Genomic DNA, 18,211 nt, shown 5'->3' on the forward strand with positions numbered 1-18,211 from the left:
TTGCCGGTGCCTCCAATCAGGAAAGAGAGATGTTTCGGTTTAATAATGGCATCCCCACCAGGAATGATGGTTGAGGGACACCCATAAAAATTTTTTAAATAAAAGATTTTTATCGGAACCCTTGATGCCGAACTGCGCCTGAGCGCTACCAGGTTGCCATTTTGTAGTTTCTTGTTTTGTTGATTCTGAATCTTCCACAACACAATCGATTACATCTTGTTCTGGGAATGTTGCCTCGCCCCTCTTAAGTTATTGGAGAGTCGAATGCTTTTTACACCCATTTACTATTTTGGCACTAACCTTAACAATCAACAGAGGGTGTGATAAAAGCACGACTTCGGCTTTCGCACAATTCCTCTGATGATGATGTCACAAAGTTGTTCCAATTAAATTTGGTTTTGGGTATTGCTGCTGGCTAGACGTTGCAACAAGCTTTGGTACAGTGTTTCTGGCACTGATGCATGTAGCGATCGCCCTAGTCGATTTTTTTTTTGAGCCGCTTGTAAGCAACTCGTTTGCGGACAAATATAGGCGGAACGCCCCATGCCCCGATCTAATTGTACCTTTCCCGATGGAAAGACGCGGACAATCCGCCAAAACTCATCTTTTGAGCCTACTTTGCGGCAACTAATACAGCGCCGATAATTTGGTTTCATCAGTTTTCTGCGATCGCAGTCCAGCATTCTGGGTGTAAAAATAAGTTTTTTATTACTATTTTTTACTTATATCAAGGTGTCTTTCAGGAAATAATCCTTGAGGCTCGGACTACAATTAACATTATCAAAACTTTACAAGGTTGATCAATTACTCATCATCGTTATTATCAAAACTATCCTCCTCTTCTAATTCATCCTCATTTTCATCCTCTAATTCTTCCTCAAAGTCAAGATCATCTTCCTCTTGCTCTGACTGATATTTCGCTCTGACAGCCATAAATTTTTCATCTTCTCCTGCATAGTCGTATTTAGCTTTGTCTTTGATGTCTATTTTCCAACCAGTCAAACGGGCTGCCAAACGAACGTTTTGCCCTTCTTTACCAATGGCTAGACTTAGTTGGTCTTCGGCCACGAGGACATGAGTTTGCCGAGATTCTGGATCCATCAGGCGCACTTCATCTACTCGTGCCGGACTTAAGGCATTAGCAATATATGTTGCTGGGTCTGGCGACCAGCGAATTACATCTATTTTTTCACCGCGTAATTCATTTACTACCACTTGAATCCGCGATCCCCTGGCTCCAATACAAGCACCAACTGGGTCTACATCGCGATCGAGGGTATCTACTGCTATTTTAGTCCGGGGGCCGACATAACGGGAAGGGGGGTTTGCCTCCCTTGCTACGGCAACAATCCGTACTACTTCATCTTCAATTTCTGGGACTTCGTTGGCAAATAGATAAACTACCAAACCAGCATCGGCACGAGACACAAGTAACTGTGGCCCTCGTTGCTGACCTTGAGAAACTTTTTTGAGATAGACCTTGAAGGTGGCATTTGCCCGATAATTATCGTTGGGCAACTGTTCCCGCTTTGGTAATTCGGCTTCTACTTCTGGCTGACCAAAATTACTGCTAACAGCCAAAACTACTGATTGCCGCTCAAACCGCAGGACTCTTGCTTGCAGAACAGTTCCTTCTAAATCTTGGAACTCTTCTTGCACCATTTGGCGCTGTTGATCCCGTAATTTTTGCGCCAATACTTGCTTGGTTTGCATGGCCGCCATCCGACCAAATTCTCCTTGGTCTGGGGTCACATCCAGTACTACAGAGTCCCCTAACTGCGCTTCGGGAGCTACTTGTTGAACTTCGTCTAGGGATATTTGATGATCTGTGTTATTGACTTCTTCGACAATGGTTTTGGTGGAAAGAACGCGAAAACCCTCTCCGTCAATATCGAGTTCTACTTCAAAATTTTCAAAATAATCTTCATCAAACTGTTTGCGCTCTAAATTTTGGGCACGACGATAACGTTCGTAGCCTTTGAGTAGTGCTTCTCTAATAGCTGATTGAACTGCAAGACGGGGTAAATTCCGCTCACGACTTATACTTTCAATTAATTCTTTTAATCCAGGTAAAGTAACCATTGACATAAGCAATCTCCTTTAAAAATTAGGGAATGGGCATGGGGCACTGGGCATGGGGCATTGGGTGCAAAGGGGAAAGACTTGCAGCAACTTCCCCTCTGCTCCTTTGCTCCTTTGCTCTTCCAATCTCTAGTCCCTAGTCCCTAGCCTTTAATCACTCGTTTATCGGCGCTCGTCTAGCTGCACCTTAGTAATTAGGTTGCAGGGAATTTCGACTACACGACCTTTTTGGTTTAAGTAAAGTGTTGTCTCATCCCGGCGAATCAACTGACCAATCCACTCTTGTTGTCCGTCGTAGGGGGGCGTTGTGGAGATAATGACAGGAAATCCTTTAAAGGAAATAAACTCCCTGTCTGTTACCAGTTGCCGCGAAATACCAGGACTAGACACTTCCAAGACGTATTTATCTGGAACGAATTCCGCAGTATCTAAGGAGGCTTCTAAAGCACGGCTCATCCTCTCGCAATCATTCAATCCGGTCTCTTGCTGAGGATTGCGAATGTCTACCCGCAACACTGGTGGACTTTGGTGAGTGTGAAAAACCACGTCAACCACTTCCAATCCCAGTTCTTCTGCTACTGGTGTCGCCAAATCAATAATTTGTGGAATTAAAGGATGAGCCATGTGAGAATTCAATAAAAAAAGTGGGCACTGACCCACTTCCTGCGATAGGTATATCTTCCAAGAAGTCTTGTGACGAATCAATGATGGTTCGCCCTCATTCGAGTTTAGCGCATTTAATGGATAGTCGAGGATTGGGGATTGGGAATTGGGGATTGGGGATTGGGGATTGGCAATTAATTAGTTATTCTTTCTCCCCGTGCTTCCCCTGCTTCCCCCTCTACCCTTTCCGTATTTTTGGGAGAGTGGTACTTTTATCAACGACTGTTTGAACTGATGCTTGGGTGCGTAGCTGTCTGGTTTGCTCGATAATTTGATCTATGTCTTCTTGAGACAAACGCTGGACGTAGTTGATTTTGATTTCCTCTAAGAAGTCAAAAAGTAAACTCTGAATTTCGGAAAGTACGTGTTTTTCCTTCATTTCAGAGCCCAGGGCTTCGCCAAACTTTTCTACGAGTTGACTGGTGAGTTTTGCGCCAACAGGATCTTCAACAGCGCTAACTAAAGTTTTGTAAAGATTAGTTGTGATTTGCGTCGCAAGTTGTTCGCTTAACTGGGTTTGAGCCTGTCCAAGTCCAGGGAGATTCTGGAGGTTGCGGTAAACGGGGACTTGATGCAAGACGGTTTCGATGTTGTGGCGCAAGATGGCAACGATCGCAGGTTGAATATCAGGTAAGACTTGGTAAACAATTGTTTTGACTAAAAGACTGGCGATCGCTTCTACTTCATTTACATTATTAATATCTATGTAGGGACGTAAATTTTCTTGTTGTGAAAGCCAGCGTGTTAACTCACCTCGCTGAATTGAACCCTGAACTTGGTTAATTACTCTCACCACTACTACTTCTGTGAGTTCTTCGGCAAAATTGGCGACAATCCCCTGATGAATTTGCTTTCGCACTGGATGGAAATTCAATAAATGCGCCTGATCGAGGCGGACTAATACAGGTAAGATTCGCAGCCACCGCCAAAATGGTAGTAGTAAAAGTAGGTCGTACCAACGCCACAATAATGCTTCAAACCAGCTTAAACCAGGATGTCGGCGTTTGATGAAGAAGGTACGCCCCAGTAATTCTACGCCAAATAAAATCACAAAGGGTAAGTCAAGAATCCAGAAATTATCCACAAATTCGCCATTTTCACCGATTTGGCGGTAGTAGTTTGTGGCAATCAAAGGGCGAATGCTTTCGTTAAAAAAATTAATTTCTTCAAGCCAGCCCTTTTGTGATAAGTAAGGTTGACTCCAAAAAGTGGCAAAGGACTGTTTTGCAGATTCGCTACCAATGTGCGATCGCATCCGCTTTTTGATTTTTTCCAGAGTCCCACTTTTATTGACTCCCGCAAAGGGGTTACTGTCAATCATCTCGTTACTGAAATGCCTTATTTGCTCAAGTCTGCTATTTACCTCAGAAGACTCTAATCCTGTTTGGCTGACTTGTTTTTCTAATCCGTCTACTGTTTCTAGATATCTTTTTGTGTCTCGATGGGGTTCAATACCTTTTATTGGGTCATAAATCTGAATAACTTGGGGAAGTTTTCGCAAGTAGAAATCTCGCCAAGGTACGTAACTTAAATTAAACAAAACTAAACCTAAATTTACAGTGGCAGCAAGTGCCATAAATCTTTCAAACCAAAGATTCCTTTGCTTAGAAGATTTTATGTCTCTATTTTTTTGTTGCATACTAGACATTTTTTGGACATTTGGAATATAAGCTCTGCGAAGAAACAGAAATGTTTCTTTACATTCATTACTGGCGATCGCCTATAGACAGGTTTCATCTATTAATTTTCGTCTTTTTCCAACCAAGTACAGCAATTTGCAAGTTGAGTAGACCTCAGTATAAATGTATGTATATGTATTTATGTCAACTTCCGGTTAAAAAAATGCTTAGAAACAAAGTGCTTAAGCCCTTTGTTAATTTTCTCTTAATCCAGGTCGCGGGGCTTAGTTTGTGTAGGCACGAAATGAATTTGACCTCATTTGTCTAGCCAATTCCTCTTAGAAAGCCAAATCTAGAATTGCTGCTTTGCTGGGGTTTAAGTTGACACAAATGCACATATATGCGTCTGCGTCGAAATTTAGCGTTCAAAGGGTGTATTCGATTCAAATGATAACCTCTATATCTCTGCCAATACAAGATACTTCTTTTGATAGATGATATAATATCTTGTTTGTGTATCTGGCTAACTTTGGCAAAAATAAATCATAAATTATTCAAAAATCATTAAAAAATTGCGAAAAAAGTTATTAAACAAACTTAAAATGCAGCTGTTAACATTTATAATCCTGCTGATTTAATCCAAAGGAGTTTTAAATATGTGGTGTGGTTTTGGAAAATCAAGCGCGACTTTTGCTGTTACTTGCCTGATAAGTGCTAGTGTAGTAATTGCAGATACAGGTTTCGCTGCCTCTCAACGTAGCTATACGCCCCAGCAATTCCGTGCTGTGTTGCGAGGTCTAGGCTATAACGTCAAGTTAACAAATGGTGCTTTGACGGATGAAGAAACTAAAAAGGCAATTCGTGAATTTCAGACAGGTTATAAGCTAAAACCAGCTGATGGGATAGCAGGGCCAAAAACCCAAGCTTATGCTGCTAACATCGTTCAAATTCTGCAAAGAAATTTGAATGCAGTAGTTAAGCCTAATCCTCCCCTACCGAGGGATCATTTTTATGGCCCACAGATGGAAGCCGCAGTAAAGGTGTATCAGAAGAAATATCAGTTGCAAGAAACTGGGATTGCTAATTTAGCACTCCGCCAAAAGCTGAATGAAGAAGCAAAGACAGTCTTCAGTCAGCCAACGGCTACACCATCACCTACACCGACGACTAAACCAACAACTAAGCCGACGGCTAAACCAACAACAAAACCGACGGCTAAACCAACAACAAAACCGATGGCGACACCAACAACAAAACCAATGGCGACACCAACGGCAACACCAACGGCGACACCAATGGCAACACCAATGGCAACACCAACTGCGACACCAACTGCTACGCCAACATCTACACCTTAATCGTCACAAAAAACTCCTGCCCAAAACCCATCAAAGCATCTGATTTGGTTCTTCTAAGGGTCTGCCCTTGGGCATAGGTAGAATTCGACGGGGGTCATTGTAAGGCATAGGAATGTACTGTACGCTGGGTCGGCCACCTTGTGGCTGTGGGTACAAATCCGTGAGATCGTAAATAGAATGGGGCTGCCCATAACTGTCGGGCAGCCCCATTTCTGTTGCTTATTCAATAGTTATGGGATAATCGTGGATGACGCGATTCAGGCCCCTCCTGACTTGGAGCCACTGAAATGAGAGTTTAGTGGGGGTCTTAAACCCAAGTTCGGTAAGGTCACGGGCTTCAGTGCTGGAATCAGAATTCCGTTCTGCCTGCTGCCCTCTGCCTTTCTTGATAAATCACCAATACCAAAGCCCATAAAATTATTGTTTTGTCCAAAAATAACGTTTGCCGTCATTGTGACAAGCTTTAAGCGATCGCAGTTCTACCTGTAGGTTTAAAACCATCGAACCACACTCAACAAAAATATTACGAATTACGTTCGCGGAGCGTGCCGGAGGCTCTATTACGAATTATTTCTTATCCCCGTCGCCAAATTTTTATAGTATCGTCATCACCACCGCTAACTAGGGTTTGCCCATCTGGGCTGAAGGCGACGCATCGAACATAGCTAGAATGTCCGATAAGTGTGCTGATTTCTCTACCACTGTGTAAATGCCACAGTTTGATAGTGTTATCCCAACTGCCACTAGCGAGAAATTGCCTATCCTGGCTAAAAGCAACTGACCAAACCGAATCAGAATGACCTGTAAGAGTCCGAATTTCTCTGCCTGTGTTTACATGCCACAATTTAATTGTGTTGTCACCACTACCACTAGCGATAATTTCCCCATCCTGGCTGAAGGCGATACAGTTGACGAAGAAGGAATGACCCACTAATGTGTTGATGTTTCGGCCTGTGTATACTTGCCACAGTTTGATAGTGTAGTCATTACTACCACTAGCTACTAGTTGTCTATCCTGGCTGTTAGTTACAGGTGTTCTCGGAGAGTAGGCGACGGACGAAACTGAGTCAGAATGACCTGTGAGACTTTGGATTTCTATACCAGAGTGTACCTGCCATAGTTTAATTTTCCAGTCAGCACTGCCACTAGCGAGAAACTTGCCATCTGGACTAAAGGCAACAGAATTTACCCAGTTGCTATGACCGATGAGAGTGCGAATTTCTTTGCCTGTATTTACATCCCACAATTTGATTGTATTATCCCAGCTACCGCTAGCTAAGATCCCCGAATTCAAATCTGTGCTTCCCGCAGATTTGCCTGACTCTCCTTGATAAGAAAGCTTTGCTGAAATTGGGCTAAAGGCGACGGAATGAACCATACTAGAATGACCAGAAGACCAACGACCCAGTTGACGCACTAGCTTGCCAGTAGCCAGTTGCCAAAGTTTAATAGTATGGTCATTACTGCCACTAGCAATAAATTGTCCGTCTGGGCTAATGGCGATCGCATGAACCATACTAGAATGACCTTTGAGGGTCTGTACGCACTGCCAATTTTGTTGATCTAATACAACAGGCGGAGGTAATTTTACTCTAGGTGTTATTACCAAGGTAGATGTTGCTGGTGCTATATCTCTACTAGTATCAGTGCCCAATAAATCTAACCACTCCTGCACAGACTGAGGACGATAAGTAGACTCCAAATCCATGCCGCACATAATAGCTTGATTTACCCTATCGCTGATATTGGGATTAAAATATTGCGGTGGTTCTAAATTAATATTGTGTCGTCTATCATCTGCGTTCGTCGGTATCACTGCGGTAAGCAAATTATATAAAGTAGCGGCTAAGGCGTAGATGTCAATGTATTCTCCTCGCGGCGCTTCCGATTCATATTGCTCAGGTGGGGCAAAACCAGGAGTACGATACACTGTATGTCTTTGGATTACATTGGGGATAAATTCTCTGGCGATGCCAAAGTCTATCAGCACTGCTTCTAATTTCCCAATGCGGATCATAATGTTGCGTGGTTTGAGATCCCGATGCAGCAATCCTTTAGAATGGATTAGTGTCAAAGCATCGCCAATTTGTCGAATATACAGCAATGCTTCTGCTTCTGATAGCACTCCAACCCGTCTTAGGTACTGTGCTAAGTCTTCACCTTCGATGTACTCCATCACCATGCAAGGAAAATTTCCATCATCAAAGATGGTTTCTATTTCTACTATATGGGGATGGTGACACACAGCCAGCCTAACGGCTTCATCACGAAAGTCTTGCCTTAACTTGTTTCGGTGGAGTATCCAAGCGGGGTGGTTCAGGATTTCTTCTTTGAGGGTTTTAATCACTCGCAGTTGATTCCGTTGATTTCTGGCAAGATAAGTAATGCCAATTCCGCCTTCACCTAGTTGGCTTTCGATAATGTAGCGTCCCCCGAATAGAGACTTTCCTGCATTCCACACCATTAGTAATATTTGACAATTGCTGGTATTTATTTTGGCACAGTATTAAAACAGCCAATAGGAATTTTTGGGAATTCCATTTGAATTGCTGTTGTAGCTTTTTGGAACTAAGTTACTTAGAAAACATTTTCCTTAACCTCAATAATTACTAATAGTATAAAGTTGTGTATACCCTAATAGTTTTAGCTAAACGATGCCTTGATACCTAAAGATGAGAATTGATTGATAATGGTAAAGTAAACGATGACTTTCGCTATATTTGTTCATAATAATTTGACTTGTAGGTAATCTGTAATTATGCTAAAAAATCTCAATTTGAAACAAAAGTTTACAATTTTGTTACTGATAATTTTGACATTCGGTTTGAGCTTGACTGGATTTGCTCTTTCTTCTCTGCTTAGGGAGAATGCTAAACAAGATATTAGCTCAACTGGTCTCATGCTCATGCAAACCATGAGTTCTGTTCGTAAATACACCAGTACTCAAGTTAATCCAGAGCTAGCTGATAAATTGGCAACAGAGTTTTTGCCGCAAAGTGTGCCTGCATATTCAGCGCGGGAAGTATTTGAGATTTTACGAAAAACAGCAGATTATCGTGACTTTTTTTATAAAGAAGCAACTCTCAATCCTACAAATCTTCGGGATAAAGCTGACGGTTTTGAGACGGAAATTGTCGAGAAATTTAGAAACAAATCAGACCTTAAAGAACTGAGTGGATTTCGCTCAATTCCTGGAGGGGATATCTTTTATATTGCTCGCCCACTACCAATTTCTGAAGAAAGCTGTCTTAAGTGTCATAGCGTACCCGAAGCTGCACCTCAAAGCATGATTACTCTTTATGGTACAGCTAATGGATTTGGATGGAAGCTGAATGAAATTATCGGCGCTCAAATCATATCAGTACCAGCGAATAATGTCATCAGCAAAGCCAATCAGTCTTCTTTAGTAATTATCCTAATTGTATCAACTATTTTTATAGCAACGATCTTGTTAGTTAACTTGTTCTTGAATCGACAGGTTGTTATACCTCTAAAACGTATGACTCGCATAGCTGAAGAAGTTAGTACAGGACACATGGAAGTTGAATTTGAGCAGATGTCTAATGATGAAATCGGTAATTTAGCTAAAGCCTTTAAACGGATGCAGTTAAGTTTAGAAATGGCAATGAAAAGAATCAAACGTACTCAGGGAGGTATAGGGGATTAAAGTAATTCGTACGTAATGACGCTAGCGGAATTGCTACGGCTAGGCTCTAAGCAGAGCTATGGGGCAGGCTTTAAGTAATTCATGATTTTGTTTTATTAGATACAGCCATTTATAGTGGTGGCGTTGAATTGCTATTAACTTAAAACATTAGAATTGAATTTTTTAATTCAATATTATTTCTAAATTAATGGGATTCCAAATATTTATGATAATAAGCTTTTTTTGAATTCAAAAGCTGCTTGAGAGTCAGGAATTTCTCTCACTATGAGTTCAACGAATTGGTCAGGTGGAATGTAAGGATTTTCAGATAATATTTCATCTATAATTAGATTTGCCATCGGCCCGATGTGGTAGGCTAACTGTTGCTGACAATGTTTGATAAATCCCGTTTGGAGCGAAGGTTGTTGTTGTTCAATTGGCTTAGTTTGTGGACTAATAGGTAAACCAGGCAAACTAAAAATTGTTTCTATAGGTTGGTTGTATGACTGTGATATTGCCGACATAGCCTGAAACTCAGGATTAAATATTGTGGCAGGCAAATCATCAGGTATTATTGCAGGAGATATCGCCACTTCTTCTAGTTCTCCAATCCGCTCTAAATCTTGAATAACTTCCTTAGCTGTTTGGTATCGCTTGTTAGGTCTGTCTGCCAACATGCAATCAAGTATTTGAGCGAACTCATCAGTAACATAAGTATAATAACGCCAGTTCCATTCAAGTGAGTATTGATCCATTAGTAAAGATGGATCTTTACCTGTGAGCAGTACAATAGCTGTTACACCTAAAGCATAAAGGTCACTTGAGGGCGAACATAAACCCAAGCTAATCTGTTCGCGGGGAGCATATCCCACTTTACCTACAAGGGACATTTTGCCAACAAATGTTACCTGATGGTTAGAACTTTTCGGCTCGTTCATGTCAGCAATTTGCTTACCAACACCGAAATCAATCAGCACTGGCATCTCCTCGCCATCAGGTAACATGATGTTGTCAGGAGAAATATCTCGATGGATAATGTTGTGCTGGTGGACATATTCCAAAACAGGTAGCAGATTCTTTAGCCACTGTATAACTTCGTCTTCAGAAAAATTTCTTCCTTGACGTTGAAATTCTCCCAACAGCCTAGAATATGTTTTACCGTCAACATACTCTTGTACTAGAAATAACCGACCATCCCCTTCAAAGCAAGCCAAAAACTTCGGAATTTGAGGATGTTGCAATTGATGAAGAATTTTTGCTTCTCTTTTAAATAAGTTGCGATATTGTTCTAGTCCACTTTCCCCTGTACCAATGGGTGCAAATTCTTTGAGAACACAAGCTTCATTAAACCGCCGAGTGTCAAATGCCAAGTAAGTCCGCCCCAATCCTCCCTGTCCCAGAAGTTTTTGGATAATATAGCGGTTATCAATTAGAGTTCCAGATGCTATTTCTGGTCTTGTGGTATGGGACTGTGACATCTCATCGCACTCCTAGCGATTTTGTTGTTGATAGATTATCTAGTTTGCTGAAAGTCAGAAACTCTAGCAGATAAAGGCTGATAACATCCTTAAAATTGAGGTTAGCACCACTATCAACACAAGGAAATACACTTTTCTACAATCTTTTGAGGGCGTTGTGTGAGCAAATAGACAACTTCTATCTGAATAGTCCGATCGTACTATCCATACTTAGGTATTTTAGCAGTCGGAATAGAACCAGTGTCTGCGGTAATATCTGCAAATGTTCAGAGCATCAACTTTGAGATTGGCATCTGAACCACATTTTGCCCCTAGTAACCGAATTGACCTTGATTTGGGGAATAGGGTGACTTGATGGTTTTTCAGAGAACTGAGGTTGCCATAGACTTGCCGAAGGTAAATATTATATGTATTTCAAGTGCCGAATATGCGATCGCTCTCAAAAATTAATCTTTATGGGAGCCAATGTTGTTATTTGATAGCTATTTCAGCATCAGCTACCAAAGCTTTTAGTACAGGTGATTCTTTAAAATTGAAAATTATACCATGTATAAAAAACATTCCTGAAGCTAAAATAATTCATCTAGTTCATTAGGATTTACACCTAGATGACGCAAACGTTCTGCTAATTGTTCCACTTTTCGTTTAGCTTGGGCAGCTTCTTCTTTCGCTTGAGTGGCTTCTTGTTTAGCTTCTGTAGCTTCTTGTTCGGCAATCATAGCTCGTTTGGTAGCAGCAGCAACTTCTTCTGTGGGTACAGGAATTAATTCTCCAGCTAAAGTGAACCACCTTAACCACAACTTTTCAATATCTTGAAATGAACCCTGCCATAAGCCTAAACTTAAATCTATCTCTGGCATTAGTAAGCGCCCTTGGGTCAAATTCATAAGTTCATAGTGACCGCCTACTAACTGAAATGCCCGGAGTTCATTAGTGTAGCGACTAAAAACAATATAGTAGGGAATCCGCAGAATTCGTTCATAAACTTCCCATTTACTAGGAGGTTTATCTGTTGTACTTGTTCTTCTTGTGCCTAAATCTTCGTCTTCTGTACCTGGAGACAATAACTCAACAACCACAAAAGGATTTGCTGATTCTTGCCAAGTTACATAACTTAATCGTAAATCCTGCCCTTTGTATAATTTTCCTACGCCTACTACACCAAACCAATCTGGGCGCTTATACCATAAAGGATGCTCTAAATCATAGTAAAGATTAAGGTCAGCAGCACTGTAAACTAATTCTGGATTCCAGTTAATTGGCTGAAAAGTTAAGTATAAAAGTAGGGGCTGTAAAAAGTGAAAATCGTCTGGCAAACCTGGTTCCTCTGGGTTGTCACTTGGTAAATCATACATCGTTGGTAGGGTTTGCCAAGGAGGAAGGGGCGGATCAGATTGAGGGATATAGTTAGAAGATATAGTCATATCTTTAATTATTCAATAAAAGACCATATTTGCTGGATGCGTTGACGCACTTTTTCCCAATCATTTGGTTGTAAATGAAGTACACGGGTAGGGGCACAACATGTTGTGCCCCTACGATGATCTGTACCTCACTAAGTTGCAATCTGCTGTAACATATTGCATAACGTAAATAGTTTTTTGGAGCCATCAGAGTAACAGCTTCATTTCCGCAGATTCTCCTAATGCTTCATTGACTACGATTAACTTACCCTGTTCGTCAGCACCTAATTGCTGGTTAGCATTGAGCAATTCAATTCCATAAATTGTGCCATCAGGAGCAATATCTACATTCATTTCGCCGCTGACTTGAATTGTTTCTACTTGTGCAGTTTTTCTTGGAGATAGATATAAGCTATGTTGTATCTTGGATCGTAAGTAATTTTCATTGGAATTTTATCTTTAAAAGTATTTGACGATGACTGTAATAACTAACCAGTCTTCTTCCTCTTGAACAGCTATTGCTTCAATTTTTTTAGTAGTAGAAAACTTGCCAATTTGTGAGAAACAAGATCCCTGACTTCTTTAAGAAGTCGGGGATCTCTGGCTTTCAATCACACCTCTGGTTCAATTCCCGCCGCCCGCAATTGTGCTGCTAGTCGTTCAGCGCGTTGGCGTTCTTGTTCGGCACGTTGGCGTTCTTGTTCGGCACGTTGGTGTTCCTGTTCGGCACGTTGGCGTTCCTGTTCGGCTAACTCGGAACCCCAAAGTAGAAGGTTTCCTTGTTCATCCCACCACCGTAACCACTTTCCTGTGCGGTTTTCACGAGTACCTTGCCACACCCCAAGGTAAAGATTCATTTCTGTTATCCAGTAGCGTTGATTTTCATCAGGCTCTTGCAAAATGTACTGTTCTGTGCTGTGAAAGCGATACATCTCGAAACTACCGCTATTTGGTTCAAAGATGATGTAGTTTGGTACTTTTAATATGCGCTCGTAGAAAAACCATTTTCCTGGCGGATATGTCGCTTTAATAGAATACTCTGTCTCCTGTGTATCGGAAATAAATTCCATCACAATTACGGGAACCTCACCTTGTAGTTGAGGGGTGTAACTGCGTGTTACTTCTTCTCTACTAACATTAATTTTGGCAATAAAAGCCCAATCAGGGGCTTTAATGACCATTTTGTTGTTTAGGGTGGCGCAAATGCCGTAATTAGTTGGAGTTAGGGCGTTAACTGAAATTTTTCCGGCTAATTGTAGGCTTTCTGTGAGTGCAGCAGCTAAGGCTGGTTGGTTGATGTTGTCCACTGGATCATCCGGGAGTTTGTAATCATCGGGTAGTTTTTCCCAAGTGATTTGGTAGTCTTGGGTGAGGGTTGTCATGATGGGTTGTCCTTTGGGGTGTAAAAGGGACTGTTTAGTTAGGTAGTGAGGAGTTAGAAGTTAAGAATTATTTTCTTTATCCCCTTGTTTACCTCGTTATGGTTGCTCCTCTTCATCGGGTTCTAAATCGTCGGCTGTTAATTCTTGATGGGGGATGGCGGCGATAATGGCATCTATTACTTTAGATACTTGTAATATTTCAATATTCAAGTCGGGGAATTTTGTTCCTTTTGGCACGATCGCTCTTTTAAATCCCAATTTAGCAGCTTCTTTTAACCGCAGTTCCATTTGGGAAACCGATCGCACTTGTCCACCTAACCCAACTTCACCGATTAATACTGTACCGGGATCGACGATGCGATCGCGGAAACTCGCAACAATTGCGATCGCTATTCCCAAATCTACCGCCGGTTCTTCCACATTCAACCCACCCGCAGACGCAACGTAGGAATCTAACTTTGACATGGGAATTCCCACCCGTTTTTCTAAGACGGCGAGAATTTGCACCAAGCGGTTGTAATCTACCCCAGTACCAGCCCGACGGGGTGAAGGGTAGCTGGTGGGACTTACAAGAGCTTGCAATTCCACAACTATGGGGCGAGTGCCTTCGCAAGCAACGACAATAGCCGTACCGGGAGCGGGATCGTCACGATTGCCTAAAAATAACTCTGAGGGATTGGAGACTTCTCGTAATCCCTCCGCCACCATCTCAAAGATGCCGATTTCGTGAGTTGCACCGAAGCGGTTTTTCACTGTCCGTAATAACCGATGGGAGGCAAAGCGATCGCCTTCAAAATACAATACTGTATCTACTAAGTGTTCTAAAACTTTTGGCCCTGCGATCGCTCCTTCTTTGGTGACGTGTCCCACAATCAGCATGGTGACATCTTCGTGCTTCGCCACCTTCATCAGTGCTGCTGTGCATTCGCGTACCTGAGCCACTGAACCTGGGGCTGAAGTCAGCGCCGGAAAAAACACTGTTTGGATACTATCAATCACCGCCACATTTGGCTTTAGAGAGTCAATTTCCCGTAAAATTTCTTCTAAATCTGTTTCTGGTAGTACATACAAATTTGCGCCTATACTGTCAGGGTCTATGGGTAGTGTAGAATCTACCACTTCTATGGGTAGTGTAGGATCTACTACTGTTATCTTCTCTTCATTAACCTCACTGGCAGGTTTTGATACTCCCAAACGAGAAGCTCGTAATTTTACCTGCTGTCCCGATTCTTCACCAGTTACGTAAAGGATGCGATATTTCTGTGCTAATTGATTTGATACTTGCAATAATAAAGTCGATTTCCCAATACCCGGATCGCCACCAATCAGCACCATAGAACCGGGGACAATTCCACCTCCAAGGACGCGATCTAATTCTCCATAACCAGACTCCCAACGCGCAATTTGGCGATCGGTAATTTGATCGAACGTTAAAGAAGCTCTTGCTTTAGCTGGTTTAGCGTGAGATTTGCCATTGCCTTGAGCCGATTGCCAACTACTCACTCCTCCCCGACTGGGTACATCTACTGAGGATTGAATAGAAATTTGTTCTTCTAGAGAGTTGTAAGTACCGCAAGCTGGACACTTCCCAAACCACTGAGGAGATTCTGCTCCACATTCGTTACAAGTGAAAAATGTTTTTGGCTTTGCCATTCTTAACTCTTATTAAATATTCTTAATATTTACTTAATTCTTGGGAAAAACTAAAAACCAATAATAGTAGTATTTAGAGCTTTTTCCAAATCAATTGATGGAATGATATCTTAATATTATGGTATTAAAAATTAATCATGTAAATTTTTAGTTAAGGAGCGTTGATAAATTTGGAAAGTCATAAAGAAAAAATCTTGGTGGTAGACGACGAAGCCAGCATTCGCCGGATTTTGGAAACGCGCCTTTCCATGATTGGCTACGATGTAGTGACTGCTGGAGATGGGGAAGAAGCTTTAGAAATTTTTCGCAAAACTGATCCTGATCTGGTAGTTTTAGATGTAATGATGCCAAAGCTAGACGGCTATGGTGTATGTCAAGAATTACGAAAAGAATCAGATGTCCCGATTATTATGCTAACAGCATTGGGTGATGTAGCCGATCGCATCACCGGATTAGAATTAGGTGCTGATGACTATGTAGTTAAACCATTTTCCCCCAAGGAGTTAGAAGCCCGGATTCGCTCAGTACTGCGGCGAGTAGACAAAAATAGTGCTTCTGGCATTCCTAGTTCTGGGGTGATCCATGTTGCTAACATTAGAATCGATACAAATAAGCGACAAGTCTACAAAGGCGATGAGCGGATTCGATTGACGGGTATGGAGTTCAGCTTGTTAGAGTTGTTAGTCAGTCGCTCTGGAGAAGCTTTTTCTCGTTCGGAAATTTTGCAGGAAGTTTGGGGTTATACACCAGAACGTCATGTAGATACCCGTGTAGTAGATGTGCATATATCACGTTTGCGGGCAAAGTTAGAAGATGATCCTAGTAACCCAGAATTGATTCTAACTGCGAGGGGAACTGGTTATCTTTTTCAGCGAATTATTGAACCAGGGGAGGAGTAAGGAGGTGAGGGGCAGGGGTAGGAGACGAGGGGGATAATTAATAACCAATGCCCAATGCCCAATGCCCCATGCCCAATAACAAATGACTAATAACAAATGACAAATGACAAATGACAATCGAGTTTTGCGCCGTCTACCCATTGTTGTGGGTGGGCTAGGCGCTGTGCTTTTATTAATTAACCGTTTGTTGACAACAGAATTAACCCAGTCACAATCGCGTGGTGATGTGGTGGGCGTGATTTTGAGTGCGGTATTAATTTTGACGGGTTTAATTTGGCAGCAAGTTCAGCCGCGATCGCCTGATATTGTAGAACTAATTGGTGAAGTTGGTTTTGTACTAGCAGCAGATTTACCCGAAGCCGTGAAAACCGAGCTAGCCTGGGCATCTCATTTATTGTTGACTAATACAGTAACGCGATCGCTAGTGATTTATTATCAAGGCAAAGTTTTGTTACGTCGCGGGATTCTGGGTACTAAATCTGAAGTTGTACCAGGAGTAATCTTAAAACAGGTAATCGAAAAACAAAAGCCGATTTATCTAGTTGCTCTAAAAATATATCCAGGTAGGCTTGAATTTGATTATTTACCAGAGAATACTCAAGGTGTAATTTGTCAACCTATTGGCAACCAAGGTGCGTTAATTTTAGGAGCGAATGCTCCTCGTAGTTATACCAAACAAGATGAAAATTGGATTGCAGGAATTGCTGATAAATTAGCCGTTACTATTAACTCTACTTTATCCAATCAAGCAACGTAAAATTTAGTTTAGTCATTTGTAACAATAACTCGTAATTTGTAATTACTAAATAAGTTGCGAACAAACAGATCCCCGACTTCTTTAAGAAGTCGGGGATCTGACTGAGCCTCTGGGTGTTTGTAAGCATCATAATCGCATTTGGGATTTTATCTAAAATTGAGCAATTTAAAATTTAAAATTCCTTCACCAAGAAGTCAAAAAATTCCATCCTTCTTTCTCTTCTGGTGTCTTATCTTCTTTTTCTTCTGATTCTTCTGGTTCTTCTGATTCTTCTAGTGTATTTAAATCTGTCTGTTGAATTAAATTATCATAAGCTCCAGAATCAACCCATTTCAATAATTCGCCAGCCCGCATAACTACCCAAGAAAGTCCAGGCTCTGTATAGCTTAATATTTTAGTAACTTTATCCACACTATCAAAGTTATTGGCTGCAAACTCACGAGCTTGCACAAGGAAATCTTCAATTACAGAAGTAGTCAAATACTCATCTGGCAAACCTGCGAGTTTCATCAGTGTAGTAGTTGCTACGTCAATATCCTGACAAGCTAATAAAGCAGCCCGATCAGCAGTGAACCTAGCCATCATTCGCCAATTATATAAACCCAATTCCATCCCACCAGCTAGCAAGCCACCTACACCCAATGTAGTACTGCTTAATAAATTTTTTAAAGTTGGCATCACTATTGCCATTTGGTGATATACCATGTGCTGACTCTTGATGCGAGCAATTTCGTGTCCGAAAACGTAAAGCAACTCATCTGCGCCAAGCCACTCCATTGCATCTAAATTGATCCCAACAAGTGGTTTTTCCACCCCAACAATGTAAGATTCAATGTGGCCTGCACCTCGAAACAGATACAGTTCAGGAAGTGGAGCAACATCAAGAATTTGGCAAGTTTCGACAAATGCTTCATGTAATTGGGGAAAATTACGAGGCGAAATTCTAATTTCACTACCAAGGCTTTGCAGCCTGAGTAAGCGATCGATGCCGTATTCGTTAATTTTCTTGAGTAGCAAAGAAACACCAGGCATATTTTGCAAAGAAGCCAAGGCTTTGCGATCAAAAGGGTGTTCGTAGGCTGCTGAACTCAATCCAGTTAAAATTTTTCTCGTCATAAGTTTTGAGTTTTATCTTGGAGTATTTGGGAAATTCAGTTAAGTAAGTGAGTCAAATTAAATAAATATAAAACCTCACCCTGCCTCCGGCTTCCCTCTCCTTACTAAGGAGAGGGATTGAGGGTGAGGTTTGATCTTATATTTAATTACGCCTA

15 protein-coding genes and 1 pseudogene are annotated in these 18,211 nt (G+C 41.5%); 4 read left to right on the top strand and 12 right to left on the bottom strand.

All coding sequences use genetic code 11. The annotated features are described in order from the left end of the window. Window positions 1–386: 386 nt before the first annotated feature. From V7K98_RS14420 to V7K98_RS14435, 4 genes are all read right to left on the bottom strand, one after another. Window positions 387–656, bottom strand: coding sequence for a YlxR family protein (locus tag V7K98_RS14420; RefSeq protein WP_292709822.1), 270 nt, complete (start codon window positions 654–656; stop codon window positions 387–389). A gap of 148 nt (window positions 657–804) precedes the next feature. Then, window positions 805–2,088 (bottom strand): transcription termination factor NusA, encoded by a 1,284-nt coding sequence (nusA, locus tag V7K98_RS14425; protein ID WP_335022887.1) that lies wholly within the window; start codon window positions 2,086–2,088, stop codon window positions 805–807. A gap of 156 nt (window positions 2,089–2,244) precedes the next feature. Next, complete coding sequence (rimP, locus tag V7K98_RS14430) at window positions 2,245–2,706, bottom strand: ribosome maturation factor RimP (protein WP_335022889.1); 462 nt, start codon at window positions 2,704–2,706, stop codon at window positions 2,245–2,247. A 217-nt stretch (window positions 2,707–2,923) separates the two neighbouring features. Next, complete coding sequence (locus V7K98_RS14435; RefSeq protein ID WP_335022891.1) at window positions 2,924–4,321, bottom strand: hypothetical protein; 1,398 nt, start codon at window positions 4,319–4,321, stop codon at window positions 2,924–2,926. A gap of 699 nt (window positions 4,322–5,020) precedes the next feature. Between V7K98_RS14435 and V7K98_RS14440 the strand changes: the two genes are divergently transcribed. Then, window positions 5,021–5,722 carry a peptidoglycan-binding domain-containing protein gene (locus V7K98_RS14440; protein ID WP_335022893.1) on the top strand — a complete coding sequence of 234 codons (702 nt, stop codon included), beginning with the start codon at window positions 5,021–5,023 and terminating at the stop codon, window positions 5,720–5,722. A 30-nt stretch (window positions 5,723–5,752) separates the two neighbouring features. Here the strand turns inward: V7K98_RS14440 and V7K98_RS14445 are convergent. Together V7K98_RS14445 and V7K98_RS14450 are read right to left on the bottom strand one after the other, a co-directional pair. After that, a pseudogene (locus V7K98_RS14445) lies at window positions 5,753–5,977 on the bottom strand (SDH family Clp fold serine proteinase); the annotation flags it as partial. Between the two features lie 319 nt (window positions 5,978–6,296). Then, the gene (locus V7K98_RS14450) at window positions 6,297–8,186 is read right to left on the bottom strand and encodes a serine/threonine-protein kinase (RefSeq protein ID WP_335022895.1); all 1,890 of its coding nucleotides are present in this window, start codon (window positions 8,184–8,186) and stop codon (window positions 6,297–6,299) included. A gap of 294 nt (window positions 8,187–8,480) precedes the next feature. Between V7K98_RS14450 and V7K98_RS14455 the strand changes: the two genes are divergently transcribed. Then, a complete protein-coding gene (locus tag V7K98_RS14455; protein WP_335022897.1) occupies window positions 8,481–9,389 on the top strand; it encodes a c-type heme family protein in 909 nt (302 codons plus the stop codon). A gap of 203 nt (window positions 9,390–9,592) precedes the next feature. Here the strand turns inward: V7K98_RS14455 and V7K98_RS14460 are convergent, their stop codons facing one another. From V7K98_RS14460 to radA, 5 genes are all read right to left on the bottom strand, one after another. Then, complete coding sequence (locus tag V7K98_RS14460) at window positions 9,593–10,846, bottom strand: serine/threonine-protein kinase (RefSeq protein ID WP_335022899.1); 1,254 nt, start codon at window positions 10,844–10,846, stop codon at window positions 9,593–9,595. Window positions 10,847–11,415: 569 nt separating this feature from the next. Next, window positions 11,416–12,270, bottom strand: coding sequence for a Uma2 family endonuclease (locus tag V7K98_RS14465; protein ID WP_335022901.1), 855 nt, complete (start codon window positions 12,268–12,270; stop codon window positions 11,416–11,418). Between the two features lie 186 nt (window positions 12,271–12,456). Further along, window positions 12,457–12,672 carry a DUF2283 domain-containing protein gene (locus V7K98_RS14470; protein WP_335023427.1) on the bottom strand — a complete coding sequence of 72 codons (216 nt, stop codon included), beginning with the start codon at window positions 12,670–12,672 and terminating at the stop codon, window positions 12,457–12,459. A 188-nt stretch (window positions 12,673–12,860) separates the two neighbouring features. After that, window positions 12,861–13,631 (bottom strand): Uma2 family endonuclease, encoded by a 771-nt coding sequence (locus tag V7K98_RS14475; RefSeq protein ID WP_335022903.1) that lies wholly within the window; start codon window positions 13,629–13,631, stop codon window positions 12,861–12,863. A gap of 96 nt (window positions 13,632–13,727) precedes the next feature. Beyond that, the gene (gene radA, locus V7K98_RS14480) at window positions 13,728–15,284 is read right to left on the bottom strand and encodes a DNA repair protein RadA (protein ID WP_335022905.1); all 1,557 of its coding nucleotides are present in this window, start codon (window positions 15,282–15,284) and stop codon (window positions 13,728–13,730) included. A 170-nt stretch (window positions 15,285–15,454) separates the two neighbouring features. Here radA and rpaB point away from each other — a divergent pair, with 170 nt between their 5' ends. Beyond that, on the top strand, window positions 15,455–16,183 hold the full coding sequence (gene rpaB, locus V7K98_RS14485) for a response regulator transcription factor RpaB (RefSeq protein WP_335022907.1): 729 nt from the start codon (window positions 15,455–15,457) through the stop codon (window positions 16,181–16,183). 103 nt (window positions 16,184–16,286) lie between these two features. Beyond that, window positions 16,287–16,940, top strand: a complete 654-nt coding sequence (locus tag V7K98_RS14490; protein ID WP_335022909.1) for a cofactor assembly of complex C subunit B — start codon at window positions 16,287–16,289, stop codon at window positions 16,938–16,940. 183 nt (window positions 16,941–17,123) lie between these two features. Here V7K98_RS14490 and V7K98_RS14495 read toward each other — a convergent pair whose 3' ends face one another. Then, a complete protein-coding gene (locus tag V7K98_RS14495) occupies window positions 17,124–18,056 on the bottom strand; it encodes a M48 family metallopeptidase (RefSeq protein ID WP_335022911.1) in 933 nt (310 codons plus the stop codon). Window positions 18,057–18,211: the final 155 nt, after the last annotated feature.

It is taken from the genome of Nostoc sp., assembly GCF_036917435.1.
Classification (GTDB): Bacteria; Cyanobacteriota; Cyanobacteriia; order Cyanobacteriales; family Nostocaceae; genus Nostoc.